Raw genomic sequence first — 25,641 nt, 5'->3', positions numbered from 1 at the left:
TTTTCTCGTGAAAGAGACAATATGCGGCCGCCAATAACTATTCAGTACTGCACCTTGGATTTGTTTTTATGTCGCTCTCGATGGTGACTAAACGATGGGTTGTGTAGGGAAATTGACAAGGCCGCGACTCACGCGGCCTAGCCGTTAGAGATCAGCAGGAATGCACATTTCTGTGAGATGTTTACTGATATGAAGCGGTGCTTCGGTCGCGGCTTGCACTTGTTCAAGGGTACAACCCGGAGCGATTTCTGTCAGAGTCATACCTTGGCGGTTAATCTCAATAACACCCATTTCGGTAATAATCAGGTTGACCTGTCCCGCGGCGGTGAGTGGCAATGTGCAGTGTTCAAGGAGTTTTGCTTTCCCTTTTACAGTGTGCTCCATGGCGACAATCACCTTACGTGCGCCAACAACCAAGTCCATTGCTCCCCCCATCCCCGGCACCATTTTTCCAGGAATGATCCAGTTAGCGAGGTTACCTTGTTCATCAACTTGGAGCGCACCCAGCACGGAAACGTCGACATGACCACCACGAATGATGGTGAATGAATCCGCGCTGTTGAAGTAGCATGCTCCCTCGGTTACGGTTATCGGTTGTCCGCCTGCATTGACCAAATCCGGGTCAAAGGTCGAGTCCGTGGCCATTTCGCCGATACCGATCAAACCGTTTTCAGATTGCAGCAAAATTTCGACCTCATTGCTGACTTCATTCGCCACTAATGAGGGGAGGCCGATGCCTAAGTTGACCACATCACCGTCTTGAAGCTCTTGCGCCACCCGCCAAGCAATCATGCGACGAACTTGCTGCTTATCACGAGTTAGGTTCATGCTGTCTCTCCTTGATAGATGTGATCGATAAACAGGCCGGGTGTGTGGACCGACTCAGGTTGTATCTTACCCACAGGTACCAAGGTTTCTGCTTCAACAATGACGATGTCGGCTGCTGTCGCCATCAACGGATTGAAGTTCTGCGTGGTACGTTTGTAAAAGGTATTCCCTTTGGTATCAACGATAGAACCTCGGATCAGCGCCAGATCAGCTTTAAGTGGTTTCTCCAGCAAGAAGGTTTCACCATCGATATCAAATATTTGCTTGTTTTCTGCGACCAGTGTGCCCAACCCTGTCGGCGTTAATACCCCGCCCAATCCTGCACCCGCAGCACGAATACGCTCCGCGAGTGTGCCTTGAGGGACCAGTTCAACATCCAGTTCGCCTGCGTTCATTTGTGCACCAGTTTCTGGGTTTGTTCCAATGTGAGAAGCGATGAGCTTTTTTACGCGGCGAGCACGAATGAGCCGTCCAGAACCCGTTTCGGGGGTGCCGGTATCAGTAGAGATGAGGGTGATGTCCTTGACGCCAGAAGCCAAGATTTGGTCGATCAAACCCTCAGGTGCGCCGTTAGCCATAAAGCCACCGATCATGATTGTCATGCCATCATGCAGCTTGGCTTGAATGGCATTTGCGGTTATCGCCTTTTTCATGATTGCTCCTTGCTCAGTTCAGCGGTCGAAGTAGTAGGAGGGCGGCGGAGGATCATGGCTGTGCCCATACCGCCACCGATACAGAGAGAGGCGAGGCCATACTCCGCATTATCTCGCTCAAGTTGATATATCAAGGTGGTAAGAATACGGTTGCCTGAAGCGCCAAGCGGGTGGCCTAATGCAATGGCACCCCCGTTGAGGTTGGTGCGTGCCATGAGCCAATCTTGTTCAACAGAATGGGCTTCACATAAGCCTTTCATCACTCCTAATGCTTGCGCGGCAAACGCTTCGTTAAGCTCTAAACGGTCGACATCGGCCAGCGTCATTGCGGCTTTCTTGAGCGCACTTGCAACCGCCGGGACAGGCCCCAGCCCCATCACTTCAGGGCAGACACCTGACTGACTAGAGGCGATCACTTCAGCAATGGGTGTTAGCCCGTGCGTGTCCAATGCGGTTTTTGATACAAGAAGTAGCGCTGACGCGCCATCATTGATACCAGAGGCGTTGCCCGCGGTGACGGTTCCCTCCGGCTTAAAAGCCGGACGTAAACGGGCAAGTTGTTCTAGGCTGGTTTCGGGTTTCGGATATTCATCCAGCTCGACGGTGTATTGTTGACGGCGAAGTGTGACCTCAACAGGCACTATTTCACTCGCAAAGCGGTGGCTGTTTAAGGCGTTTGTAGCGCGGCGCTGACTTTGGAAGGCATACTCATCTTGTGCTTCACGGCTAATCACACTGCGTTCAGCGATGTTTTCGGCGGTGACTCCCATGTGGTAGTCATTGAACACATCCGTGAGACCATCCTTAATGATGCTATCGTCTAAATGAATACTACCCATTTTGACACCATCACGAAGCTTGCTAGCAGAAACAAAGGGTGCTTGAGACATACTCTCCATGCCACACGCAACAACAATATCGGCTTCACCTGCGCGAATATGGCTAACGGCATCCATCACCGTTTTCATCCCAGAGCCACAAATCATGTTCAAGGTATAAGCAGGCACCGACGCTGGTATGCCAGCAAGTAGGGCGGCTTGGCGTCCTGGCCCCATCCCCATGCCAGCACTTAGCACGTTGCCAACAATGACTTCGTCGACAAAATGAGGTGCAATGCCGGCTTGGGCAAGTGTGCCTTTGATGGCAGTCGCGCCAAGTTGAGGCGCAGATACGGGTGCCAATGCACCATTAAAGCTGCCGATAGGGGTTCGCTTGGCAGCAACAATGTAGACGGGTTCCATAGGGTATCCTTACTTGGGTACAAGTGAGTTCTGTCCGCATTGCGTTGAGGAATCTATCAATGCAATGTCTTCTCTCACCAGTGTATGGATTTGGCAAACTGAGTGTTATAGAGATAAATTCAAACCGTCTTTGCATATATGCAAAGCAAAAACAGCCCGATCAATATGACGATAAATCCGCGAACTTTTGCGCAATATGCAATGAGCGTGAACCTAGGATGGTCGCGCTTAGGTTTTGTTCTTAGTGCTGACTCGCAGTATTAAAAAAGGTGAAGAGTTTGCATATGGCAGAGTTCCTTGAATTTATAATAAATATGAATTATCAAAATACTAAAATTTGATAATTTCATGTAATTCATTGCTCGACATATACTCTCTGCATCGAAACAACCCCCCACAAACAGATACGTCAGGGCTGGAGAAAGTTATGAAAATGAATCACGTTGGCATCATGGTTGGCGATATGGATAAAGCGGTAGAGTTCTATACTGAAGTACTCGGCCTGAAAGTCGTGATGGGAAATACAAAAGTCGTTGAAGAGCGTGAATCAGCCATTGGCAGAATGTGTATTGCTGTCTTTGGTGAAGGCTTTAAAGGCTTCAACATTGCGCACCTTGTGACCACTGATGGCATTGGTGTTGAGTTGTTTGAAATGAAAGAGCGCCAAGAGCGCCATGAAGTTGATTTCTCGCGCTTGGGTATCTTCCATTTCTGTCTACAGACTGATGATTTTGAAGGCGTGATGGCGAAAACAGCGCAGTACGGCGGTAAAGTGCGTATGGATATCATGCGTTACCATCCAGAAGACGAGAGCAAGCCAGCACAAATGGTGTATCTAGAAGACCCGTTTGGTAACCTGTTTGAGCTTTACTCGCATACTTATGAAGAGACTTACGCCTCTGATTACGAGTAAACATTCAGTAAAAGGTCAGCGATAAGCTGGCCTTTTTGTCATGCCAATGCAATTTCCCCTTGCAGGCGCAATTTTGGCCACCGTGTTAGCCATTGCTTGTTTTCAACTCGAGATAAAAACACTGCGGCAGGTCGTGCGGGGTTGTAGGTGACGTCCCCCCTGAACAAAGAATCAAATCCCCAGCTAGAAATCCATTCCAGTTCGCCATCATTGGTTAACCTGACAGCCACAGCCGTCTCTTTCTCAGGCCAGAATCTCATGGCATCCACCACAGAGGTGTAGGGGCGATCTTTGTTTCTTTCATGCATTCTTGCTTGGTTACGTACCTGCCAGTTCAACGCGGGCATTGCTACTTTTAGCAGTGCTTCTAGCGATAGGTCCTGTTTTGGATCGCACTGCTCATCGTCAAAGTAGACCACGTCGATGTCATTGAGTGAGGTTGGCTCGGTGTAATCATGCAGCGCATCCCAGACCAAATTTCGCACAAACCCAGCGGCTATCCAACACTGTTCGCCACAGAGCTGATTAACCAGTGTAAGGGCCGTCATTCTGACTGAATCACGCTGAATAAGTGTGTCAAGTTGCGTCGTATGCATTGTTCTAAAGCTCGCAGGATAAAGCGGTGCTATCTTATATCACAAAGGTCAACATTCTTAGGTACTCACTTGTCGCTAAAACAAAAAATAGCTCGATTTGTTGTCGTTGGCGGTGTCGGATTCGTTGTCGACAGTGTGGTCTTTGCACTCTGTTTTTATCTCCTTTCGCTCGCACCTTTGGTTGCACGTGGGGTCGCGTTTCTTCTGGCCGCCTCTGTAACTTGGTATGGTAACCGTCGTTACACGTTTCGGGTGTATGAAGCCCCATTGTCTCAGTGGCGCCGTTTTATGTTTGTAGCGATGGTCTCTTTAATGCCCAATTTTGGGCTGTTCTATTGTTGGATACGTCTGTTTGGCGAATCGGGCTGGCAGCCAATGGCGGCCCTTTGCGCTGGGGTTGCTGGGGGCATGGTAAGTAATTTTTTGCTTAGTCAATACTGGGTCTTTGCTGATAGGTCGCTAGAATCTGATACTCATCGATGACCAAGGCTACACGCTATGCTTTGAGCCCAGCTGAATGCCAATCAGCTGGGCTATCATAAGTAGATGAGGATTACAGTAACCACTTCCACCAAATGAAGAGGGCGAGAAAGCCAAAGAGGTAAATCAGTCCGGCAATGGAGAGTGCCTTCATTTTCTGACTGAGCTTAAGTTCATCGGGCAAGTTTGCCCTCGTCACTAAGATGTAGTTAAGCAGCGCAAAGACTGGCGTCGTCATAAAGGCCATGATCATCGCGAAATTCAACATCGGCATTAACGCCTTGGCAAAGAAAGCGATAATCGAGATAGCCGCCAAACTTGTCACAATCACCCACCCCTGATAAACCCGAGGCTGCTCATCTTCTTGGCGACGAAGTAAACGTTGTGATTCGGCTATCGCACGGGAATAGCCATCAATGACCGTAATCGTACTACCAAAGATACAGAAGAAAGCGATCACGGCGATCAAGTATCGAGACCATTCACCAATCGTGCTGGCATACATGCTAACCAGTTGATGCGAAAATCCGACACCAGAGGCGGCAAGCTCGGCTCCATTACCATGCAATACCAATGCACCAAGCGCGATAAATACCAGTGCGAGTAGGGCAGTGCCGACATAGCCAACGTTGAAATCAAACAGCGCGGATTGAGCGGTAACGGTTTGTTTTTTACGCTGACTCTTTAACCACATTGAGGTCAAACACGAAATTTCAATCGGTGCGGGCATCCAGCCCATTGTCACCACAATGAAGCCAATGGCCGCAAGGGTCCAAGGTGAGGGTGCTTGGAATTCGGCAGGCGCGACAGCGCCTTTGCCCGCAGCAATGATCACCGCAGAAATGGTGGCGACGGTCAGTACAGCCATAATGATCTTAGACAGCGAATCTAGGGCACGATAGTGACCAGCAAAGAGAATGGCTATACAGGTAGTAAGCACTAACCCGCAGAGGGCAATGGATGACAGCTCAAAAGGGAAAAAGTAACCCAATAGGCTAGCGCTGAATAGCAGTAAAGCCGCAGTGTTGATAATGCCACTGATCACGGTGAGGACAGTAAAAATCCAAAGGTAGCCACGGCCAAGTGAGGCATAACCCTGAATCAGGCTATCCCCTGTGCCCATGGTGTACTGCACACCGGCGCGGAAAAAAGGGTATTTGAAAAGGTTGACCAACAGAATCAGCGCTGCCAATTGCCAGCCGTAGATTGCGCCCGCTTTTGTTGATGCCACTAAGTGAGACCCACCAACCGCGGCGGCAGCCATCATAATACCGGGTCCTAGAGAGCGAATAAGTTGCGATATACCGCTTTTAGCGGAAGTATCCATTGAGGAGGTGTTTGCCATAGACGAAGTCCATTTTTGATAATTGTGATTGCAATTCGTTTCTTTTGATTTGTTGTTTTTATTTTGTACATTTTGATTTACACGGTGTAAACGAAATGTGCTCGTCTATTTCTACAGGTTTTACAACTATTTGCAAGTGTGTTAAAGCGTACTCGCGCCTCAAAGTGAGGGTAATTTTCAGTAAAATCGCCTCACCCTTGTCTCTCCCTTTTCATATTTAGATTCCTATTTCACGGTAAGGCAGCGTCATCCCTGTTTGCTAAATAAGCATATTGTCAGTGAGATTGATTGTGATCGCTTTGTCATTTTCAACGGCTTAACTTGTATATATGACTAAAAGGTATCTATAGTGTATATACGTAAGATATACATGATAGCGGTGTGAAGGAAGGTAAGAGATGAATGAAACAAGAAAAATAAAACCAGAAAGTATGGGTATCATCAGTGCAGTTTGTTACGTCGCCACCTTGGCGATGATGTTGGGTTTGGTGATCATTTATAGTTAACTGTTCGTTGAATCATCGAACGCCATACGAGGCTCGCGACTAAAGAGCTGTGGTTGGAAGACCTGTGGCGGAAAGGCGAGTATTTTCGCAAGGTGTAGCGTTATAGCAAGGTGTAGCGGAATGAAGACGAGAGGCGAGCTGTCTCATTGACTTAGTCTTTGCGACATAGTTGATCGCATGTTAGGTGCAGGCTGTTGGAGATGAGCTCTCCATCGTGATCCCGCGTCGCTGGAAGGTCAATACAAGCTTGGTGATAGTCATCATCAAAGTAGGCAATTTTAAGTTCCCCCTGGCATGCACTGAGTAACTGTTGCTGCGCGAGCTTGGGGCAATGTGCAAACCAGTCGGGATCAATGTCGACAAGTGTGACGCTATCGCCTTCCGCTAAAGTCCGACCGTGCTGGTCTTGATAGTCCATCTTCTTTCTCCCTAAGAATACAGCCAGCATCTTAAGGTGGTTTGCGTAGCATACTGTAAGGATATGTAGGCCTTCGAGAGGCATCTCAAAATAGATAAGCGCAAGCTTGTCGAATCTACCAATACAGGGCTAACAGAAGATCGAAACTACGCACGGTGTGCGCACAGTGTGTCCTCATCTCCCCACATCATTTTTACGCTATTCGCGCTAGACCTAAAGCGGGTCAAAATCGGGCAATAGACGCGGTTTGTCTGTGGTGACGTTAAGCTGCTCTAACAACGCTTGTTTGCTTTTTTCTTTCTCAGAGTCGCTTCTCTCTGACTGATACCGTACTTGCAGGTAGCGAGATAAGGCGGCTTGGCAGCGTTGTCGAGTGTCTGCTGGCATCTGCTGCCAATAGAGTTGGACTTGTAATGGTTGGTCTGCCACTAGCGCCAGCTTGAGTTGATGAGTTGGCGACGTTGCGTTCCGGCGTCGAGAGCAGCGGACGAGCAACGCCAATCCACACAACACACAGAGTCCGCTGATGGTGCCGATGAGCATCCAAGCAACGTTCTCCCTGAAACGCCAAATCTGTGGCTCGGTGACCTTGGTAGCGCTCTGTTTCGCAGCGCTTGGGTTAAGGGTTCGGCCATTGACAGAGGCGATAGCCGTTTGATGCTGCGTTAAGTTAAACCACGGAATGACAATTGGATCTAGCACGATTTCAGCGTCCTCTCGCACTATCAAGCTTTGGTGCAAAGTAAGTGTCGTGCCCGCTTGGGTTTGCGTAAACTTGGGTGTTTCGTTGAGCAGGGTGATCGCGTCTGGATAGGTGACTTGCAACGCTGGAAAGTCATCAATCTGGCGACCTGCAATGAATAAGTGAACATGCCGCTCCAACGTTTCTCCCGCTTTAATTGTGTTGGCTTCGGATGACCATTGTTGCGACAGCGTGACTTTTTCAGCAGGTAGCCATAGCCCGGGATAGGTGTCTGGGATAGGTAAACGCTCTATCATTATTGGCTCTGCATTCAGTTGGATGCGTTCTCTTGAGCCGTCTGGGTTGAGTTCTACAAAGGTCAGAGTCGGGCTCGCTAGCGGTTGTGTGCCCATAGCATCGGTGGCGACCCTATATTGATAGGTCGAAATGCGGTATTCATCTGTGCCTTCGAAATAGTAATCATGATGCTGACCGATTCTTCGCGCACGTACGTCTTTGCCTGTCGGCAGTGAAATGCTGGAAAAGTGCACGCGCTCAGGTGATTCTACCGTCAGGGTATAGGTTGCTTCTGTGTCAGGATAAAGACGAGGGTCATCAAGCTCGACGGTTAAGGTGATATCTGTTGTCTGCGCGTTGGCGCCCGCAATGGTATTCATTGGCAGCAGGCTGGCGACCAAGATGTAAACAGGGAAGAGATAAGCCAAACGGGTCATTAGGGTGTTTCCTTGTTCGAAGAGGGGGCTTGTTCAATGCGCTTTTGTTGATCTTGTTGAATGAGCAAGTTGCGCAGTAATTGACTCGGATCTGATTCCACTTGGGTCAAGCGATTGAGTACCGGATCGCCTTCAGTGATGTCGGCGATTTCAGCGAGTTGTTGACGGATGGCTTCCAACTCTTCATCAGACGGCGTCCCTATCTCTTCATCAAAAGCACTTTCGCCAAACTGATCAGCGTCGTAGTCACCGGTACGCAGTTGCCGTTCGCCATCGCCACCTTGTTCACCTTGCCCAAAGTCATCACTTCCCGCTTCACTGCTGCCTGTTGGATTGCCATCACTACCGTGATCAGCACTGCCCGGATCTTGTTGCGGATCTTCACTTTCGATGTCATCGCCATCACCGCTCTCATCTTGCTGTCGGGTATCTGGCGTTCCCGTCTCGTCGCCTTCTTCCTTGCCTTCCTCGTTGTCTGAGTCTTGATTGGCGTCATCCTGTGTTTCTTCACTGTCTGAAGGCGGCGGGGTGTGTTGCTGAGCGAGTAGATCTTCCACCAATGCAAGGTTGTTTCTCGCCCATTGATGTTGCGGCTCGCGCGCAATGACGGCGTGATACAGCTCAGCTGCTTGGGTGAGTTGACCTGCTTTGGCATAGGCATTGGCAAGGTTATAGTCAGCACTGCCATCGGCAACGTTTGAAAACGCGGCAATGGCATTCTGGTAGTCGCCTAACTCATAGTAAGCCGCCCCTTGCCAATGTGGGTCCTCAAAGAGTTCGGCAGCATCACTGTAGACGCGGTCTTGAAAATGCTGATGGGCCAGTTTATCGCGGTTTTTGAACCAGTCTGTCAGGCTGCTTGCTTCGCTCGGTGGCAAGACAAAGAGCAATGCAATGCCCCAAACTGCGCCGCGGCGAAAGGCAAATAGCAGGCCAAAGGCTAGCGGCCACACTAGCCAATACCCATCGTTAATGGGTTGAGCGGTATTTTGTGCTGGGTTTAAAGATGCAGTGATCGCGCTGCTATCAAGATCGATTAAGGCTTGGATATCTGAAAAGTCTGGCTGAGAGTTCAGCGCCAGTCCATGGGTTGATTGAGCAACTGTCGCTATTGGCAGAGAGTCAGGGAGAGAGAGGGGGTCACCTAAGCGATCAGCATTGATCATTAGCACAGACAAACGGTGGGTGCTGCCGTCAAGCAGTGCGGCTATCGCTTGAGACTCATCGTTATCGATATCACTCGCAATCAATAGGATGTCCGTTTGCGCAAACTCAGCACTGGCTAACAGCGTGAGTGCCTCTTCAATCCCTTTGGCTGCATTGTGGCCCTGTCGAGGCATGATCTCTGGGGATAAGTGAGCCATTTGTGTTAGCACGGTTTGGGTGTCATGGGTGAGTGGACTAATGGTATAGCCCTCCGCACTGTAGGCAACCAATGCCGTGTAACCCTCATCAAGGCGGTGGAGGTAATCGACCGTTTTGTAGAAAGCCTGTTGAAATCGATTCGGCAGCAAATCGTCGCGTTGCATCCGTTCATTCACTTCCATAACCACAACACGGGCGCGATTTGCTTGCGACAAAGGGACGTCTTGGGTACGCCAGTGAGGGCCGGCTAGCGCAACCATGATGAGCGACCAAGCAAGACAAAGAACGATGCCATGGCGTTTAGGCCGTGTAGCTTGTGTGTGGCGTTGTAAGTGTGGCGCCACCAAGTGTTGCGCTTGCGCTTGACGCTGCTTCCAAAAGAATAGCGGTGTGATGAGCAAGCCAAGTAACCAAGCAGGGGCTAAGAAATTAATCATCACGTCTCCGGTATTCGAGTAAACCCATCACAAGTAAGACAGAGAGAAGCAAAGGGTAGGCGAATAAGTCATGCCGTGGCTGCCAAGTTTGTTCGCTTTCCGATATGGGTTCTAAGTTATCAATGACGGCATAGATCTCGGCAAGCTCCGCGGGATTGCGCGCGCGAAAATAGCGCCCGCCCGTCAGTTCAGCAACCTCGGTGAGCAGGGCTTCGTCTAGGTCGTGGGAAGGGTTGGTTTCATACGCTTCGCCAAACACGGTTTTGGCCATCATGGTTTCTGCGCCAAGGCCAATGGAATAAATCGTGACATCGCTCTGTTGTGCCAGACGCGCCGCGTCTCTTGGGTCGATGACACCTGCGGTATTACTTCCATCACTGAGCAGAAGCATCACACGTTGTGGGGCATCGCTGTCAATGAAGGTTTTGGTCGCCATTGCCAACCCTTCACCGATGGCGGTCATGTATCCGACCAGCCCAAGCTCAAGGTGGGCAATTTGCTGCGACAGGTTGTTGATATCGAGGCTGAGAGGGGTGTGCAAGTAGCCATGATCAGCAAAGAGCACCATACCTAATCTGTCGCCTTGGCGGCGGGCGACGAAATCGGTCAGTACACTTTTCATTGCCGTCATCCGACTGATGTTTTCACCACTGGTGGTGGTCATATCTTCAATGTCCATGGACGAAGAGAGATCCAGTACCAACATGACATCGCGATGGGCATTGGGAATAGAGACGGGATCACCGAGCCAAACAGGGCGAGCGAGCGCGATGACAAGTGCTAACCACGCGCCGCTAAGGAGCAACATGGGTGTTTTGCTGATATGGCGCAGTTTACGCAGCGATGGCGGCAGTTGACTAAGTCTAAGTGCAATCGAAGGGCGAGCTGGGGATAAGCAATGCCTTGCCACAAGGGGAAGCGGCAGCAGCAAAAACGCTGCCCACAGGTCAAATGCTATCATGCCTGTTCCTCATAAAGGGTGTTGATCCACGCTTCACTGGCATGAATGCATTGATGCCAGTCTTGCGAGCTGGGTTGTTGATCTTGATAGAGGCCGGCGAGCCAAACCGCTTTGAGCGGCATGAACCTTGGCTCGGGCAGCGTTTTATCAAGCCAGCGAAGCCAAGCCTCGCCGCTCATGGGGGCGACGGTGTGTCTAGGAAAGTGGGTTAAGGCGATTCGGCGCAATAAGCGATGCAGTGAGGCGGTATCCCGATGCGCGCCCACTCGGCTAAGTTCGAGCAAGGCTTTGCGGTGCAAGTAAGACTTTGAGGCTTGATAGCGGCGAAGCGCAAGCAACAGCAAGGTACTGATGACTGCGGCAGCGATGATGATCCATACATGACTAGGCAGAGGCCAATAGCTGGGTTCAGGCGGTAGGATAAGTGGGTCTAGGCTGAGTAATTTATCCATGTTGCCCCCCTAATTGCGCCAGTAAACTGCGCCCGGCTGAGACGTGATACAAAGGGGCGCGCAGTTGGTGAGAGAGTGTAGTGAGCTTCTCGCTATGTGCGTCAAATTGGGCTCGCAAGGCGTGTTTGGTTGATTGACGACCAAAGCTGACTTGAAAACTACTTGTTAGATCGGCAAGCCAAGATCGGCCGGAATAGGCTGTATCTCCCTGCTCAATCGGATCGAAGATGTTCACCAACCGCAACTGATTATGTTGAACCAACTGGCGCATCGACGTGATAGCCGCAGGTGATAACTGATTGAAATCGCTGATGATGACGATGTCACTCCCCTTTGGACAGAGGCGATAAAGTTGTTGTAGTGCCATCGCAAATGGGTTGTGGATGCTGTCGGTAGGTACGTGTTGAGACAAGTGCGCCGCAGCGGTGTCATTGAGTGCGTTGGCTTGCAAACGGCGCAACTCACCTAAAATGTGCAGCGGGCCTTGTAAACGTGCGGTTGGAGCGCAATCAATGACCTGCGTATCAGTGATGATCTGCGCACCAATACGATCTTTTTGCGCCACGGTAAGCCAGCAAATCAAACTCGCCATATGGGCGGCTTGCACCGATTTGTAGAGGAGGCGAGTGCCCATCTGCATGGTCGCACTGAGGTCGGTCACCACCATGACCGGACATTCGCTCTCTTCTGTAAACAGCTTGGTGTGGGGTTTGCCCGTGCGCGCGGTGACGCGCCAATCAATGGCGCGAATGTCATCCCCTTGTTGATAGGGTCTGACTTCGGCAAAGTCCATGCCTCGCCCTTGGCGTCGACTCGCATGCTGACCATTTAGGTATGACCAAATACTGCGTGCAGGTGGCAGCCAACGCACGGATTGTTTCTGATAATGCAGCAACTCTGGCAGCGAGAGCTGAATACCATCGCTGTGTTTAGGCAGCGCAAGTGAACTGGCATTGTGAGTCGATCGATAAGTTGTCATAGGTTTTGATGTCGCTTTGTCGTCTCTGCAAAAGGGGCTAAGCGCTAGTGACCAGATTGAGAAGCTTATCGATGATGTTGTCGTTACTGATCCCTTCAGCTTGCGCTTCATAACTGCGCAGTAAGCGATGACGTAAGACGGGATAGGCCATGGTCATCACGTCATCAGGCGTGACAAAATCTCTGCCATCAAGCCAAGCATGGGCACGCGCGCAGCGATCTAAGGCCAAGGTCGCGCGAGGGCTAACACCCATCTGCAACCATGCATCCAGTTCATCGCTGTAACGTTTCGGCGAGCGTGTCGCCATCACCAAACGGATGATGTATTGCTCGACGTCTTCCGCCATGTGCAGAGAAAGCACTTCATTACGCGCAGTAAAAATCGCCTCTTGCGAGAGATGGACGGCATCTTGCCCACAGTGGCCGAGCGCTTCCCCACGGTTAAGACGCAAGATGGCGAGCTCGCTGTCACTATCGGGATAAACCACTTGCAGCTGTAATAGAAAACGATCGAGCTGCGCTTCTGGCAGTGGGTATGTTCCTTCTTGTTCGATCGGGTTCTGTGTTGCCATTACCAGAAAGAGTGCCGGTAACGGATAGGTTGTTTTACCCACGGTAATTTGCTTTTCGGCCATGGCTTCCAGCATGGCAGATTGCACTTTTGCAGGGGCGCGGTTGATCTCATCGGCAAGAATGAGTGAGTTAAAGACCGGCCCTTTTTGGAAATCAAACTGCCCTGTTTCTGGACGATAGATATCGGTGCCCGTTAAGTCCGCAGGGAGCAGATCTGGGGTGAACTGTAAGCGGTGAAAGTCCCCTTCGATGCAATCAGCCAAGGTTTTTACTGCCCGTGTCTTCGCGAGGCCCGGAGGCCCCTCTACCAAGATATGGCCATCGGCTAACAGCGCGATTAAAAGCTGTTTAACGAGATCATGCTGACCAATAACTTGTGATTGAAGGTAGTGATTAAGCGACTGAAATGTCGTGACCAAAGGATTGTTCTGCATGTTGGGCCTCAATATCTTGCGGTTTCGATAGTGCATCGACAGCGAATTGAAAATTGATCGAAACGTTTTTATTGCGGCGAGAATAGCAAGTTTTAGGCATGGATTGATCGAGTGAAAGGCGTTTCTGTGAATACCTTCTCACTCTCATTGCTTGGGTTAATGATGCTGTGAATGGATGACTTTAAGAGATTTCCTGTCTTAATGAATAAGCATTGCAGGGTGCGCGAATGGAGGGTAATTGGAAAGGAAATGGGGGGGAACATGGCGTGGTATTGAACACATTGGGGCAATGAGTCGTTCCTCGCGAGATTACACTTTCTTATTCTCACCTACATTTTCTTGCAAATGTCATTGATAAGCTGACACCGTTTAATTGAGTTCGCAGTCATAATCGTTGCCGTTTGAGCTTCATTAAAGCGTGCTGCATACCAGACAGCGCGTGGCATTGAACTCAGCGGCGACCGTCTAAACATAACAATCATTAAAACGGCGACGTGATAACCCTTAAACACAATCTAATAAACAAAGGGAATGCCAGGGTTTTTGGCTTTAAAAAGTTCATCACTAATTACAGCGAAAGGATATTCGGATGTTTACTAAACAGTTATTGGCGTTTTCAGTCGCAGCGGCCCTTGTTGGTTGTGGCAGCGGCTCTGACAGTGGCACAACAGCGCCAACACTAGCACCTAAAGCGAAAAAAGTGACCGCGGTATTGGTTGATGCCGCGACAGTAGAAGGCGTCAACTATCAGTGTAGCGGCGCGGACGGAAAAGGCGTCACCAATGCCAAAGGCGAGTTTACCGTTGATGATGGCGCATCGTGTACCTTTGACCTCGATGGCTTTACGTTGGGTCAAGTGGATGCGGTCACTCAACAAAACAGTGTTATCAATACCCAAGCGCTGAAGCCAGTGTCGGCGACCAAATCGTTGACACGTTCATCGAGCGCTGATGCCAGTTATACCGCTCGGCTAAGTGCGTTATTGCAATCGGTGGATGCCGATGGTGATTTTAAAAATGGGATCGACGTATCTCAAACTGATGGCGAGACCATTCAGGACGACTTGTTAACGCTGAATGACCAAGCGTATCGCGAAGCGCTTAAGAAAGTCGCCGATCTCCAAGGAGAGTTACTAGACGATGCGCGAATAGTGACGCCACAAGAGGCCGTCGAGTTGCTTACTAAGCAATACGATAGCGATGCGGTTAAGGACGTTATCACGCTCTTGTCCGATATGGATGCTGGAATTCTGGCTGACTATGATTTGGAGTCCGAACTGGGGGCGATCCGTAACGATCTAGAACGAAACGATGGCAGTAACGGCTATCACCGTCAGACGCTGCTTGCGCTACTGGATGTAATCGAAATCGTCAACACTCCAGCGATTGCTAACCACATTGACGTGGAAGGCACCCATTTCGAATACAGTAGCACCCTGCCAAAGTTACTCGATAGTACATTTAACCCGAACGCCACCTTCGATTTTACCGCGATTAATGGCACCAGTGATGAGCTGGCAGCCCTGCTTCATGAAGCGGCCAAAATGCTCATTGACGCCTCTGCGCGTTTAGGGGCGGCAATGCCAAATGACAGTTACACACTACCGTATGAGCTGTTAGGAGGCTTCGATTATCAAGCGTCATTGATGGTGCGTGCAACGGCACTGCAGCTAGCCAATCAATTGAGTGTGATGGCGGCCTATAATTTTGATGACGAAGAATACGTATTGCCACAAACCATCACCTTAAATGCGTTACCTGTGTTGGGTGTGTGGGCAGACCGTCATCTCAATCTAATCCAAGCCAGCCAGACCATCGGCTATGAAGGGGAATACACCCTTGCCAGCGCCGATCCTGTTAGCATGATAAATAACACGCAGCTGTTTAAGCTACGAACCGATCCTAAGTATCTCGCTACCGCCAAAGAAGCAGTAGTCCAGAGCGTGTCGATTTTGGAAGCGATCAATTGGGATGAAAACGTGGACACTGTTGCGGAGATCAATGACATGAACCAGTTTGTGGTGAACTTGAAACGTCACCTCAACGCCACTGACGGTAACGCGGTGCCATTGATCATTGAGGCTGATAACACCAAGCGCTATGTCAATCTGCATGCGTTTTATGATGTGAACAAAGGCATTGATCGCCGCGTTTGGAACCTGAACGTTGATGGCTATGTTTGTGAAGTGGGCGCATACAGCGCTGAGCTTTCAAAAGTGATGAATATGCCAGTCTGTGGCCATGACTTAGATTGGGTTCAGAATGGTATGCGAACAGAGAATCCTGAGCATTTTCAGTACATAGGTAACTACTACAAAGAAAATGAGGATGCCTTCGTGAGCCAATTTTTGCAGGCTTCTCCGGCAGCCCCGAATGGCGAGATGACCCTGAATGAAGCCCGCCTCAATCAAGTTGTGTGGTGTGGTTATGCGGAGGGTGCCAAGGTGACTTGCGAGCTGTAAATGACAACGCCATCTTGGCCACTGAGTGTGTGGCTTGTTGTCATGTTAATGATTGCCTGCCGAGTGGATGCTCGGCAGGTGTCTGTTGTTGTGGAAGGGGTGAGACAGACCAAATATGTCTTGCGGGATGACAACCAGTATCAACCCCATTTTCAAATCGTGGCAGAGCGATATGAAGAAGAGCTTGGCGCAGCCAAGCAGCTTCAAGCGCTGCTGTTTGCGAACAAAAGTGCCAAGCATTACCACAAAGGCGCGTTGAGTTTAGCCAATGCCGCCATCACCTTTGAGCGTGCCACGTTCCAACGCGGAAAAATAACCTTGCACCAATGCCAAGGTGAGCTGTTTTCTCGCGCCTTTATTGCTGAAACGGTGACGGTACATCTCGCTTCAGATACCTTAACGAGCCCCAGAATTAACTTCTCTTCCGCTGAAAATATTACCTCTCATCGACACTATAAAGTCTCCCTTGCCTCATTTTGAAATGTCTCGAATGCGTGAGTTAAAAATCCCCAATAAGCAACCTTGTGCCTATTGAGTTGCTGTGGTAAACCACAGTATTAGCATATGCGAGGACAAAAAAGACTTTTAGAACAATTAGATGGTAAGGATAACTATGAATAATGTGAGCAAAGCATCCAATAAGAAATATCAATTTGAAGATATCATTCTAGAAAATGAAGGCAGTGAGTTTTCTGTTGGACCCAATGAAGATGGCGTTGATGTACTGACATTTCATTTCGACCAATTTGAAGGCAGCATTCGTTTCGAATGTGATCTTACTGGCCAGCCTCAACACATCGTATTAAATGCCGACAACTATGTCGCAGAGAAAAAGCCCTGCCTTGCGGATGACTACGAAGAAATTCATTGCGCGGCCAGCGAAAAACCACAAGTTTCTGTGGCGTTTCAATCCTCTCGATGGTTTGCAGGTTTTGTCGACGACCAGCAAAAATATAAGAAAGGCATCTCTTTTCGCATTAAAGCGCAATAGTGTGAGATAGCGGCCGTGTTGGCACTTGTGCATTAACGCGCCAAAGCGTTTCTGATCAGCGTGTTGCTTAAACAAATGGCGGAGTTTGAGCAACACGGGTTTGAGCAACACGCCTTGAATATCAGGTCTTGAACAAAGGAATCCCACAATGAAAACCAATCACTTATCGACTTGCTTTTGCACCAGTGAAGTTGATGCTTGTCGTGACTTTTATATTCAGCATTTTGCCGCAAAAGCTGTATTTGACTGCGGTTGGTACGTGGTATTAAAAATTGATGGCGACGGCCCTGAGGTGTGTTTTATCCAGCCTCAAGGTAACATGGCGACCTTCAGCGGTACGGGCGTGATGCTCAACTTTGAAGTCGACGATGTTGATGCAGAATATATGCGCTTGACGGAGGCTGGATTACCGATCGCGATGCCACTTGAAGATCACCCGTGGGGCGATCGTGGATTCTCTGTACTTGACCCGATTGGCAATGCCGTTTACATCTACTCGAATCGAGAGGTATCAGAGGAATTTAAGCCTTTCGTGAACGCGTAACAGACGTAGCCTGAGCTGCTTTCGTCAATGCTCAAAAAGAGAGAGCATGGGCAATTGGACATTCTTGTGCCTGCTTGTTTTGCACTGAACCGGCGCTGGGCAGAGACCCCTTCTTGCTATGAGCAACGCGCGATGCCATGTTAGGGGCGCGTCTATTGCTGGATTAGGGCGTATTCTCGCCTAGTCTTGCGTGAGTTTACGGTTGAGTCGTTAGCAATAAGCGCCATGCTGCACACGCTTAGCAGGCTCGCGGTATGGCAACGTTAACCACGAATTCTCTACTGCGTTTTCCCCTGATAGTGATAAAATCGCCACTTCCGCATTACCGAGATACCCTATGTTTATCCATCATGTTAACGGCATCGACTGGTTAGTGATCACCGCATTCGAAGAACTGAAAACGCTATTTATCGAAGAAGCTGGTACCATCCCCGCGTGTTTTTCTACTACCAGCGAATTGAGCCTGATTGATCAAGCCAGACGCACCTTTGGAGTTTTACCCTCTCTCAGCGGCGTCATCACCGATGTCGGCACGTTTCAACGTGAGGACCATGATGAAGATTTGCCGCCACTGTTAGCCTGTCTAGTAGAAGGTCGTGGTCGGGTGTTTATCTATCATGATGGGTTTGTGGCGTTTGTGGATGATGAGCAAACCTTTATTACCCGAATGGGCTGAATGAGGGTTTAAGGCAACACCTTGTGGCTAACTTAGCCGTCTTTCTTTTTTGTATCAGGCTTCCTAAATGTCTCAATCTGACGCGTCGACGAGTGACATCATTGATAATTTTGTGGCACCAGTGTGTCAGGCGAGGGTAGAGATCCTTTATCAAGACGATGATATTTTATTGATTAATAAGCCGAGTGGTTTGTTGAGTTTATCGGGTAAAAACCCGCTGAACTGGGATTCGGTGCATTACCGTTTGGTTAATGGTCAAGGTGCGACTCAATCGACTAAAGCGACACCTGCTTTTGTTGAGGCAAAGCTGCCACATCGGCTCGATCTCTGGACGTCTGGTGTGATGGTGGTGGGACTACATAGCGACGCTTCTAAGCATCTGAATAAACAGTTTCAAGCGCGGAAAGTACAAAAGCGATACCTCGCGATGTTAGCCGGGTGGGTTGAGACTGACAGTGGCCAAATATCTGCGCCTATTGCGAAAGATCGCGCCTTGTTCCCCCGCGTAAAGATTTGCCACACAACGGGGAAAAGTGCCATCAGTGAGTATCAGGTCATCCGCCGTTTGGATAACCCACTGAGAACGCTAGTCCAATACACCCCCATTACCGGCCGAACCCATCAACTGCGAATCCATAGCCTTGAATTCGGCCATCCTATTGTGGGTTGCGATCTCTATAACAACCCAGAACTAAACAATAGCCTTGGCGTAAACAATGCCTCACAGCACTTAATGCTCCATGCCAGCGATATTTACTTTACGCACCCCACCACAGGCGCGCCCATCCATGGTCATAGCCCAAATCCATTTTAAGGGATAGGGTGAGTCGCTTGGTTGAGGGAGGTGGGGTACGTGTTTCTGTGATTTTGGACATTTCCGTGTTACGACGAGATAAAGCCCCTTCTCTTTCAGATAGTTTTTCTATTCCAAATCACGCGAGTTGCCTACAAATAGCACACCAAATTCACTAACCCTTTACCGTTAGCATTCCCATCATCTAGGAGGGAAACACGACACTTGTCAGTTTTTTAGTCATGTGCAGGTAGAATGTAAGATTTACCAGAATCTTATATGCTGTAAAAATGGTCACAAAATAAGGCCTCAAAGCTTGAGCTAATGGCTTTTAGAGCCTCGTAATCTAATGGCCAGCCTGGATCTATGCATACTGACCTTAACATTTGTAACAGTCGGCGACTTCCCTTGCTGGCGCAAGGTTCTGTTAAAAGTTACTTCGGTCCCTTCTGTAATTTTGTCCCACCAATTTGCGTTGGTGAGGTCACTTTTAGTGAAGTAAAATTCTTGCCCCTTTTGAATCAGAAAAGCGAAATTGCTCCTAAGTCACCAAGGTAAACACTGCTTTCATCTCCACACAATTGCCCAAAAGCTTTGAGCAGCAGTTCATCTAATGCCGAGTCTTCATATCCGTCGTTGAAACTCTCCTCACTGTTATCCTGAGCGAGGTTTTCCACATAAATAAAATCATGGCAGGCATTTCTGAAGTGAACAGGGGTATTTGAGCGACCGATAGCCATAACATGCAAACCTTTCTCGCGAATTCGATGAGCAAGCCCAGCAAACCCTCCATCGCTACTCACTATACAGAAGGCGTTAATCCGGTCGTTGGTGCAAATAAGCTCTATGGCATCCATAATCAGTGCATGATCAGCTGCATCTTTGGCAATGTGAAACTGCTGCTTGGGAGCAGACCCCGTTTCCAACATGATCTCTTTCCAGCCTTTATGATTCGGCAATGTCCAATTGGCATAAACCCATTTGATTGCAATGCTACCTTTACTGCTCACTTCATTGAGCACCTCATCGTACTTTTTAGGGTGTGCGTTTTCTCCGTCAACGAGAATCGCGAAATTCAGATTTTTGTCGATGCTCTAATCCTTTAGTAAATCATGCGCACAGTGTTTAATGTGTAGCCCATTTTCATTAACTCTGTGGTCCACTCTTCCACTGCCGACTTGTCAATTTTCGGCTCTAAATGTGCTATGAGATCATCTAGGTGAGTAAAGTGAGTTAGCTTATAGAAGCATCTTTCATTGTGGCGGTCGAATCTCCCTTCGACTAAAGCAAGTTTGTTTGAGTGCAAACGGAATAAATCAAATGTTGAACCAAAATCTTTATGCTCACCAGAGGCACAAATCGGCTGGTGCTCCCCCTGAGAAAATTCGCATAAATTTTCATTATTAGGGACTTTCCGATGATTAAATAAGAATTTCCCGCAAACCTGAACCCTTTCTTCAACATAGCTAAATTTAAGGTCTTTCGCATATTGGCTAAATAATTCAGTAAAGCTGGCATCGACACTTCTTGTCTTAAGTTCACTTCCCCAGTAATTCGAGTTTCTAACGGGTATAGAGAACTGATAACAATGCTTTTGTTCGAATAGGCGAGAGCTTAAGCTTTCTATTTCATCCACGCCAACGGTAAAGTCGAGAACGTCCTTTGATATAATCAGAGAATTTTCATCATGCTGGTACTTATTAAGCGGGCTTTTTTCCTTAAGGGTATCAGCTTCTTTTTGTTTGGCTTCTTGTTGAAATAACTCTAGCTCTTTAGTTTTTTCGTTCCGTTTCTGCCTCAAATCGTCTATTGATATCTCGATTTGATCTTGAACAAAAAATGATGATACCTGTCTATTTAACCGTGCGAGATGTTTACTGTATCTATTCGTCAGCTTCACCGGCTCCAGTTGGCGTTCAAATAGAATCTGCTTGCTATCTTCATCTAGTGCAGCGTATTCAGGCTTACTGGTGAGCAGTGTCTCAACATCAGACGCGTACCGCTCTTCTTCGCGTTGGTTTTCTTCTGCCTCTTGTTCTACCCGTGGGGTTAGAGTTTCTAGCTCTGATATAAAGCCATTGATCTGTTCGAGCTGCCCTTTTATCTCTTGATCTCTTTGCTCAAACTCTTCTCTAACCTTTTGTTGAATGTTTTCCCATAGATGCTGCTTTAACTGACTGGCGTCTATCCTCAAATTTTTAGCCAGCATTTTAATTTCCCAATCTTCACAAAGAACGTGCTCAGCGGAACTCGCTATGTCGAAGACATAAAACTCATTGCCCGGAGCCCTTGCAGAGAGTCTTCGAGTTAGCTTCTCAATATGATCATGGGATACTCTACCCTCCCCATTTTTCCAGCCAGAGACAATCGGTTGGGAAACACCACATAGTTCAGCTATCTGAGACTGTTTAAACCCGTACTCATCTGCAAGTAACATAACCTCCTGTGTAAAAGGGTGTCTGCAATCCTGCAACATTAGAGGAAACAACATACCCTCTAATCCATAGGTATTCAGCGTCTGGTTAAGCGCTTGTTTAAGGGCTAACTTATTAATTTTTCTAACATTTTTATCTATGTCGCCTATCTTCTTTTCAACTGCATTGGCTTTATTCTTTAACTGTTCTTTGTTTGTCATAATCCACACCATTGTAACGTCTTGTTTTATTTAGACTTTTACATAAGAAGCAAATTACTTCAAGCTTTAGTAAAGATATAATTAACTTATAAAAAGCTTATAAATAGGCTATTTTAAATAAAATTAATTTGTGTGATTTAGGTTGTTTTCTAGCTTAAAAAACGGAGAAATTTCACCAGAGGCAAGCAAAGTTCCCTAGAACGTGGCTCCAAGATTATTATAGGATTGTAGATATACGTAAAACTGTAACTGTTAGTTATGAAGAGCCTATAAATAGCTTATTTTGATCATAAGGAACAAATGGCTGGGTCCAAGTCTTACCTTTTGCTACTCATTACTTTTTGCATGTCAAAGGTAACTGAAAATTTATGTTCGTATTTTGGTTCACAACACGTTGCGGGGCATGAATGATTTAGCTTTGACAAACCAAACCTACCCGCAAACCATCTTCCCAGATTCGCAATAGGCGTTATCGCACAAATCCGTTACACTCCTTGCTCTGCAATTAACTCGGTTCGGGTGGGCGCTTGCGTGGCTATCTGAACACTTCAATGGGAAACCACTGTGCTACACACTCATCCAGCTGACTCTGTTATTGTCCTCGACTTCGAAACCACTGGGCTTTCGCCAAACCAAGGGGATAGGGCGATCGAAATTGGTGCGGTGAAGTTGCAAGGCGGTGAGGTGGTTGATCGCTTTCAACGTTTGATGAATCCCGGGTTTCGTGTCAGCAGTTTTATTGAAGGGTATACAGGTATCACCAATGCCATGCTGGTGGATGCGGAGCCGTGCGCGGTTGTGATGGATGCATTTGCAGACTTCATTCAAGGCAGTAATTTGGTGGCGCACAATGCCTCGTTTGATCAACGTTTCCTTGATGCAGAGCTCGCGGCGGTGGGGCGTGATTATACGGGGGAGTTTGCATGTTCGCTGCTCGTTTCTCGTCGTTTGACTCAAGAAGTCTCGTCACACAAGTTGGGTGATCTGGTGCGGTATCATCATATTGAAAACGATGGCGTGTTTCACCGCGCGTTAGCTGATGCCGAAGTGACGGCCTCTTTGTGGCTCGTGCATCTGCAAAAACTGGCTACAGAGCATGGTATTCAAAATCCTGACTTCGCTTTGATGAAGAAGATAGCCAAAACCCCGAAAGCCAAAGTGGCCGTGATGTTGGCGAGCATCAACAAATAACCCCTACTTCAGGTCTGCATTGCTTTTGCGGTTTTTTAAATGGCTTCTGCGGTTTCGAAAAGGCGGCGTAGGTTTTGAAATGGCGGTGTGGTTTTCAATTGCCATTTAAAACGATTCACATCTTTAAGGTATGAGTAGGTCAATTATTCATACCTCATTTCTATACATCATCACATATCTCTCCCAATAGCGGTTTTTTCGACGATTTAAATTGCCATTTAGTGATCTTGGTTTGTCGAATTGTTTCGACAAAATGCTGGTGTTGGATAAATAATACCTCCAGCTCGAAAGGGCTCGGTCATTCGCAAAACTGAAGGGCGGTTTTCTCCGATGAATAAAAAGCTTCTGCCAAGCGCCATCGCGTTGGGCATTTCCTTATCACTACCAGCAACGGCAGCAACTATGTTCCGAGATACGATAAATGTTGAGCGCACACCTGCGCCAGTATCGCAAACCCATTGGCAAGACAATAAAGCAGAGATGGACGCGTTCATTGATGGCTTAATCGCCAAGATGACGCTGAAAGAGAAGATTGGTCAACTCGATTTACAGAGTGGTTTTCGCAATGTGACGGGGCCTTTCATTAATGATGAATATGAAGCGCAGATCCGCAGCGGTCAGGTTGGGGCTATCTTCAACGCGTATGGTGCAGATTTTGGTCGTGCACTACAGAAATTAGCCGTCGAAGAGACCCGACTGGGGATTCCTTTGATTGTGGGTCATGACATTATTCATGGTCATAAAACCATCTTCCCGCAATCCATCGGTGAAGCAGCAACCTGGGATCTGGAAGCGGCTAAACTCAGTGCGCAAGTTGCCGCAAAAGAGGCAGCGGCCGATGGCATTATGTGGACATTCGCGCCGATGGCGGATTTAGTGCGTGACCCGCGTTGGGGGCGTGTGTCTGAATCGGCGGGGGAAGATGTGTTCTTATCTACCGCGATGGCAGTGGCCCGTGTGGAAGGTTTCCAAGGTGATGATCTGGCTGCGACTGATACCGTGATGGCGACCGCAAAGCACTTTGTCGGCTATGGCTTGGCGCAAGCCGGACGTGATTACCACACGACGGATGTCTCGGAGCACGAACTGTGGACAACACAAATGCCTCCGTTTAAAGCCATGGTTGATGCGGGTGTGGCCACTTTCATGACAGCTTTCAATGACTTGAATGGTGTGCCTGCGACAGGCAGTCAGTTCCTACTGACGGATGTGTTGCGTGATCAGTGGGGCTTTGAAGGCTTCGTGGTGACGGATTACACCGCGATCAATGAGTTGGTGCCGCATGGCTATGCTCGCGACGATAAACATGCCGCTGAAATCGCCTTCAATGCAGGGGCGGACATGGACATGGTCGGGCAGCTCTACACGGGGTATCTGGCAGAACTTGTTGCGGAAGGTAAAGTCAGCGAAGAAAAGATCGATCAGTCAGTTCGCACCATTTTGGAAATGAAGTGGCGTCTTGGCTTGTTTGAAGACCCTTATCGATACAATGATGAAGCGCGTGCGGCTCGCGAGATCTTGAATGCGGACAATCTCGAAGCGGCACGCGATGTTGCGCGTAAGTCATTCGTACTACTGAAAAACGATAATCAAACCCTGCCGTTAAAACAGGATGAGATTGATAGCATTGCCTTGATTGGTCCATTGGCTGATAGCAAGTTTGACATGATTGGCAACTGGGCGGCGGCGGGCGATCGTAAAGATCAACCTGTCACTGTGCTTGAAGGGTTGAAAGCGCGCTTTGGCCGTGATGTGAAAATCAACTATGCCCAAGGGGCAACGTACGCGTATATCAATGACAAGGCGACCATCGAAGCGTCGCAAGGCATTGGTGTGCCAAGGATTGAAGAAGGGCACCGTTCATTGGCCCGTGACATGAAGCGGGCGATTTCAGCGGCGAAAAAGTCCGATGTGATTGTGATGGTCATGGGTGAAGAGCAGCGCATGTCAGGCGAAGCATCGAGCCGTGTTGAACTGACTTTGCCGGGCAACCAACAAGCGGTGATGGAAGAGCTTAAGAAGCTTGGTAAGCCAATGGTATTGGTAGTGATGAGTGGTCGCCCTAACGATCTGCGTTGGGCGGATGAAAACGTCGATGCCATTTTGCACGCTTGGTATCCGGGCACCATGGGCGGTCACGCGATTGCCGATGTGCTTTCTGGTGACTACTCGCCATCGGGCAAGCTTCCGATGACCTTCCCACGCTCAGTGGGTCAGGTGCCAATTTTCTACAACCAGAAAAATACCGGTCGCCCGTTTGATGCGAATAACCCGAATCAGCGCCAAGAGCACTATAAGTCGCGTTATGATGATTCACCGAACACGCCACTGTATGCCTTTGGGCATGGGCTGAGCTACACCGAGTTCCATTATGGTGAGTTAACGCTGAGCAGCGAGACATTAACACCAGACGGCGAACTTCACGTCAGTGTCAATGTCAGCAATGTGGGCGATTACGCCGGAGAAGAAGTGATTCAGCTCTACACCCGCCAACATGTGGGGTCGATAACACGTCCAGTGAAAGAGTTGAAAGGTTTCCAGAAAGTGCACTTTGAATCGGGAGAGTCGAAGACAATTAGCTTCACCTTAACCCCAGAAGACTTAGCGTTTTACCGCGCGGGGATGCGTTGGGGAACCGAAGCAGGCGAGTTTGATCTCTTTATCGGCACCGCGTCCGATCAGGTGCAAAAAGCCACCTTCACGCTCATCGATTAATCCTTTCTACAGCCCGCTTTAATAGCGGGCTTTGCCGTT

At 48.6% G+C, this 25,641-nt stretch carries 24 protein-coding genes; 10 read left to right on the top strand and 14 right to left on the bottom strand.

What is annotated here, in order from left to right; genetic code table 11:
• Positions 1-144: 144 nt before the first annotated feature.
• From TSUB_RS23385 to TSUB_RS23375, 3 genes are read right to left on the bottom strand one after another with little or no spacing between them, the layout of a single operon-like run.
• Positions 145-828, bottom strand: a complete 684-nt coding sequence (locus tag TSUB_RS23385) for a 3-oxoacid CoA-transferase subunit B (protein WP_087019536.1) — start codon at positions 826-828, stop codon at positions 145-147.
• A complete protein-coding gene (locus TSUB_RS23380; RefSeq protein ID WP_087019539.1) occupies positions 825-1,481 on the bottom strand; it encodes a CoA transferase subunit A in 657 nt (218 codons plus the stop codon). Before TSUB_RS23380 ends, TSUB_RS23385 begins: the two co-directional genes overlap by 4 nt.
• Positions 1,478-2,722, bottom strand: coding sequence for an acetyl-CoA C-acetyltransferase (locus TSUB_RS23375; protein WP_087019542.1), 1,245 nt, complete (start codon positions 2,720-2,722; stop codon positions 1,478-1,480). The genes TSUB_RS23380 and TSUB_RS23375 overlap by 4 nt, the downstream gene beginning before the upstream one ends.
• Positions 2,723-3,149: 427 nt before the next feature.
• Here TSUB_RS23375 and TSUB_RS23370 point away from each other — a divergent pair, with 427 nt between their 5' ends.
• Positions 3,150-3,635, top strand: coding sequence for a VOC family protein (locus tag TSUB_RS23370; protein ID WP_087019545.1), 486 nt, complete (start codon positions 3,150-3,152; stop codon positions 3,633-3,635).
• A 38-nt stretch (positions 3,636-3,673) separates the two neighbouring features.
• Here TSUB_RS23370 and TSUB_RS23365 read toward each other — a convergent pair whose 3' ends face one another.
• Complete coding sequence (locus TSUB_RS23365) at positions 3,674-4,231, bottom strand: nucleotidyltransferase family protein (protein WP_087019547.1); 558 nt, start codon at positions 4,229-4,231, stop codon at positions 3,674-3,676.
• Between the two features lie 69 nt (positions 4,232-4,300).
• Between TSUB_RS23365 and TSUB_RS23360 the strand changes: the two genes are divergently transcribed.
• Positions 4,301-4,714 (top strand): GtrA family protein, encoded by a 414-nt coding sequence (locus TSUB_RS23360; protein ID WP_246616489.1) that lies wholly within the window; start codon positions 4,301-4,303, stop codon positions 4,712-4,714.
• Between the two features lie 70 nt (positions 4,715-4,784).
• Here TSUB_RS23360 and TSUB_RS23355 read toward each other — a convergent pair whose 3' ends face one another.
• The 8 genes from TSUB_RS23355 to TSUB_RS23320 form a co-directional block, all read right to left on the bottom strand.
• Positions 4,785-6,056 (bottom strand): NRAMP family divalent metal transporter, encoded by a 1,272-nt coding sequence (locus TSUB_RS23355; protein ID WP_087019553.1) that lies wholly within the window; start codon positions 6,054-6,056, stop codon positions 4,785-4,787.
• Between the two features lie 657 nt (positions 6,057-6,713).
• Positions 6,714-6,980 carry a hypothetical protein gene (locus tag TSUB_RS23350; protein ID WP_087019557.1) on the bottom strand — a complete coding sequence of 89 codons (267 nt, stop codon included), beginning with the start codon at positions 6,978-6,980 and terminating at the stop codon, positions 6,714-6,716.
• Positions 6,981-7,193: 213 nt separating this feature from the next.
• Positions 7,194-8,396: a BatD family protein gene (locus tag TSUB_RS23345; protein ID WP_087019560.1), complete on the bottom strand. Its 1,203-nt coding sequence runs from the start codon at positions 8,394-8,396 to the stop codon at positions 7,194-7,196.
• Complete coding sequence (locus tag TSUB_RS23340; protein ID WP_087019563.1) at positions 8,396-10,198, bottom strand: VWA domain-containing protein; 1,803 nt, start codon at positions 10,196-10,198, stop codon at positions 8,396-8,398. The genes TSUB_RS23345 and TSUB_RS23340 overlap by 1 nt, the downstream gene beginning before the upstream one ends.
• The gene (locus TSUB_RS23335) at positions 10,191-11,159 is read right to left on the bottom strand and encodes a VWA domain-containing protein (protein ID WP_087019566.1); all 969 of its coding nucleotides are present in this window, start codon (positions 11,157-11,159) and stop codon (positions 10,191-10,193) included. Before TSUB_RS23335 ends, TSUB_RS23340 begins: the two co-directional genes overlap by 8 nt.
• On the bottom strand, positions 11,156-11,611 hold the full coding sequence (locus TSUB_RS23330; protein WP_087019568.1) for a DUF4381 domain-containing protein: 456 nt from the start codon (positions 11,609-11,611) through the stop codon (positions 11,156-11,158). Before TSUB_RS23330 ends, TSUB_RS23335 begins: the two co-directional genes overlap by 4 nt.
• Positions 11,604-12,590 (bottom strand): DUF58 domain-containing protein, encoded by a 987-nt coding sequence (locus TSUB_RS23325; RefSeq protein ID WP_087019571.1) that lies wholly within the window; start codon positions 12,588-12,590, stop codon positions 11,604-11,606. The genes TSUB_RS23330 and TSUB_RS23325 overlap by 8 nt, the downstream gene beginning before the upstream one ends.
• A gap of 37 nt (positions 12,591-12,627) precedes the next feature.
• Positions 12,628-13,596: an AAA family ATPase gene (locus TSUB_RS23320; RefSeq protein WP_087019573.1), complete on the bottom strand. Its 969-nt coding sequence runs from the start codon at positions 13,594-13,596 to the stop codon at positions 12,628-12,630.
• 589 nt (positions 13,597-14,185) lie between these two features.
• Here TSUB_RS23320 and TSUB_RS23315 point away from each other — a divergent pair.
• The 6 genes from TSUB_RS23315 (at position 14,186) to TSUB_RS23290 (ending at position 19,082) form a co-directional block, all read left to right on the top strand.
• Positions 14,186-16,057: a hypothetical protein gene (locus TSUB_RS23315; protein ID WP_087019576.1), complete on the top strand. Its 1,872-nt coding sequence runs from the start codon at positions 14,186-14,188 to the stop codon at positions 16,055-16,057.
• Positions 16,058-16,537, top strand: coding sequence for a hypothetical protein (locus TSUB_RS23310; protein WP_087019578.1), 480 nt, complete (start codon positions 16,058-16,060; stop codon positions 16,535-16,537).
• A gap of 133 nt (positions 16,538-16,670) precedes the next feature.
• Complete coding sequence (locus TSUB_RS23305; RefSeq protein WP_087019581.1) at positions 16,671-17,048, top strand: hypothetical protein; 378 nt, start codon at positions 16,671-16,673, stop codon at positions 17,046-17,048.
• A gap of 148 nt (positions 17,049-17,196) precedes the next feature.
• On the top strand, positions 17,197-17,592 hold the full coding sequence (locus tag TSUB_RS23300) for a VOC family protein (protein ID WP_087019584.1): 396 nt from the start codon (positions 17,197-17,199) through the stop codon (positions 17,590-17,592).
• Positions 17,593-17,929: 337 nt separating this feature from the next.
• Positions 17,930-18,268 (top strand): cytosolic protein, encoded by a 339-nt coding sequence (locus tag TSUB_RS23295; RefSeq protein WP_087019588.1) that lies wholly within the window; start codon positions 17,930-17,932, stop codon positions 18,266-18,268.
• A 67-nt stretch (positions 18,269-18,335) separates the two neighbouring features.
• Complete coding sequence (locus tag TSUB_RS23290; protein WP_087019591.1) at positions 18,336-19,082, top strand: RluA family pseudouridine synthase; 747 nt, start codon at positions 18,336-18,338, stop codon at positions 19,080-19,082.
• Positions 19,083-19,582: 500 nt separating this feature from the next.
• Here the strand turns inward: TSUB_RS23290 and TSUB_RS23285 are convergent, their stop codons facing one another.
• Together TSUB_RS23285 and TSUB_RS23280 are read right to left on the bottom strand one after the other, a co-directional pair.
• Positions 19,583-20,128 (bottom strand): NYN domain-containing protein, encoded by a 546-nt coding sequence (locus TSUB_RS23285; protein ID WP_281422947.1) that lies wholly within the window; start codon positions 20,126-20,128, stop codon positions 19,583-19,585.
• Positions 20,129-20,163: 35 nt separating this feature from the next.
• Positions 20,164-21,696 (bottom strand): helix-turn-helix domain-containing protein, encoded by a 1,533-nt coding sequence (locus tag TSUB_RS23280; RefSeq protein ID WP_087019595.1) that lies wholly within the window; start codon positions 21,694-21,696, stop codon positions 20,164-20,166.
• Positions 21,697-22,260: 564 nt separating this feature from the next.
• On the opposite strand from TSUB_RS23280, the gene TSUB_RS23275 reads away from it, so the two are divergent.
• Positions 22,261-22,887 (top strand): 3'-5' exonuclease, encoded by a 627-nt coding sequence (locus TSUB_RS23275; protein WP_087019598.1) that lies wholly within the window; start codon positions 22,261-22,263, stop codon positions 22,885-22,887.
• A gap of 330 nt (positions 22,888-23,217) precedes the next feature.
• A complete protein-coding gene (gene bglX, locus TSUB_RS23270) occupies positions 23,218-25,602 on the top strand; it encodes a beta-glucosidase BglX (RefSeq protein ID WP_087019601.1) in 2,385 nt (794 codons plus the stop codon).
• Positions 25,603-25,641: the final 39 nt, after the last annotated feature.

The organism is Thaumasiovibrio subtropicus (assembly GCF_019703835.1).
GTDB classification, from domain to species: Bacteria; Pseudomonadota; Gammaproteobacteria; order Enterobacterales; family Vibrionaceae; genus Thaumasiovibrio; species Thaumasiovibrio subtropicus.
This window is presented reverse-complemented; position numbering and strand designations above follow the sequence as displayed.